Source organism: Hadarchaeum sp. (SeqCode) (assembly GCF_049969415.1).
Taxonomy (GTDB): Archaea; Hadarchaeota; Hadarchaeia; order Hadarchaeales; family Hadarchaeaceae; genus Hadarchaeum.
Genome location: NZ_JBMFOX010000099.1, coordinates 1 through 2,136 on the forward strand (window position 1 = coordinate 1; position 2,136 = coordinate 2,136).

Annotated in this window: 2 protein-coding genes and 1 pseudogene; 2 read left to right on the top strand and 1 reads right to left on the bottom strand. The window is 53.9% G+C overall.

Translation table 11 applies throughout. The features are described from left to right. Positions 1-297, top strand: a pseudogene (locus ACP5PX_RS08040) (fucose isomerase); the annotation flags it as partial. Between the two features lie 8 nt (positions 298-305). Continuing rightward, entirely contained in the window at positions 306-1,865 is a 1,560-nt protein-coding gene (locus tag ACP5PX_RS08045) for an FGGY-family carbohydrate kinase (RefSeq protein WP_428085431.1), read from the top strand. A 53-nt stretch (positions 1,866-1,918) separates the two neighbouring features. Here the strand turns inward: ACP5PX_RS08045 and ACP5PX_RS08050 are convergent. Further along, positions 1,919-2,136, bottom strand: a 218-nt coding sequence (locus tag ACP5PX_RS08050) for a transposase (RefSeq protein ID WP_428085432.1), incomplete at its 5' end; no start/stop codon positions are given.

The window sequence follows — 2,136 nt, forward strand, 5'->3', positions numbered from 1 at the left end:
CGCCACTTCGCTGCACCCGGAGAAGTTACTTTGGCTCGCCTTGCCCGCAAAAATGGAAAATATTGGCTTGCCATCGTTCCTGGCGAGTTCATCGAGCTGCCTGAGAAAGAAGCGGAGCGAAAAGCTCGGGAAATTCAGGTCAACTGGCCCCACGCTTTCGCAAAACTAAAGGTTTCGCCGGACGAACTGCTAGCGGAGTACGATTCCAACCACATCCATGGCGTTTACGGAAACTATGTGGAAGAGCTGGTCTGGGTGGCGAAAATGTTGGACATACCTTATAAGATCTTCGCTTAGCTCAAACAATGTCCGAAAAATACCTGCTGGGGATTGACATAGGCACTCAGGGGACAAAGGCTGTCCTCGTAAACCTTGAGGGTGAAATTTTGGGAACCGGTTTTCAGGAATATTCTGTAGAGCAACCTTTCCCTTCTTGGGCCGAGCAATGGCCCCAGGTTTGGGAGGAAGCTTTTTACAACGCGGTCAAGGAGGCAATGGCCCGCGCTAAGGTCTCGCCACGCAATATCGCCGGGCTTTGCTTAAGCGGTCTCTATGGCGGCTCCGGTGTCCCAGTGGACAAAGAAATGCAGCCCCTGCGGCCTTGCCTTATCTGGATGGACCGCCGAGCCATTGAAGAAGTGCGCTGGATCAAAGAAAACGTCGACCTTGAAAAACTTTTCCGGATCACGGGGAATTACGTGGACACGTACTTCGGCTACACTAAAATCCTCTGGATCCAACGACACGAACCCGAAATCTGGAAAAGAGTATATAAATTTGTGCCCCCTACAAGTTATATAGAGCATCGTTTGACGGGAAAACTGGCAATTGATTTTTCCTCTGCGGGAAACCTTGGTGGAATTTTTGATTTGCATAATCGCCGCTGGTCTGAGGAGATGGCCCAAGCCCTGGCAATCCCGCTCGAGCTCATGCCGGAGCGGTTGATTCCCTCCACCGAAGTGGTAGGAGAGCTTCTTCCTGAACCTGCGGCGAAATGCGGCCTCATCCCAGGGATTCCTGTGATAGCCGGTGGGATCGACGCGCCCATGGCCACATTGAGCGCTGGAGCTGTCGAGCCAGGCGACAACGTGGCCATGATGGGCACCTCCACCTGTTGGGGTGTGATTCATCGAGGCGAAGGGCTATCACCAAATCTTGTGTCCATGCCGCATGTGGTGAACTGCTACGAGGAAATATACACCTGGGCTGGGGCGGCCACCTCTGGGGCCATCGTGCGGTGGTTTAGGGATAACTTCGGGCAGGAGGAGAAGGAAGCAGCGCAAAAACTGGGCCTTGATTCTTACCAACTTCTGGATCTTGAGGCGGAAAAGGTGCCTCCTGGGAGCGACGGACTTCTTGTCCTTCCCTACTTCATGGGCGAAAGAGCGCCTCTTTGGGATCCCCAAGCCCGTGGGACCATCATTGGTTTGACGCTTTATCACACAAAAGCTCACATTTATCGAGCTTTTTTGGAGGCCGCTGCCTATAGCCTTCGCCATAGCATCGAGGCCGGTGAAGAGTGCGGGCTTCAGGTGAAAAAGGAGGTTCGGCTCGTTGGTGGTGCAGCGAAGTCACAGTTATGGCCTCAAATCCTGGCCGACGTGCTTGGACGGCCAGTGGTGGTGCTCCGGGGCAACGTTGAAGCTCCCTTGGCCGACGCGCTTTTGGCAGGGCTTGCCACCGGTTTAATTCCAAGCCATCGCGTCATTGCCGATTGGATCCAGGGGAAAATGGTTTTCCATCCTCGTAAGGAATGGCATTTGCGTTACGATCAGCTATATAAGCTTTATCGCCAGGTCTTCCCAAACATATCTGACATAATGCATGGGCTCGCAGAGCTTCAAGCCTGGCACCAGGAGTTATAGAAATGGCCTGACGAATCAAACAAGCCTCGGATTGGGAAGACATAGTGCCCCGTTTATTGTGTCTGAGCGACATGGTCGCTTCCCATCGACACTTCCGCAAACCCTCGCAGCCTGCGGCCTTCCAACCTCTCGGGGAGGCTCCTCAGCACCAAGTACAGGAGCTTCTCCACCGCCTCCTCCCCACAGAAGACCTCCACCACCTTGACCCGGCGCTTCACCTCCTTTACTAGCCGCTCTAACTGGTTCACGGCGTACAAGTATTTTTGGACGG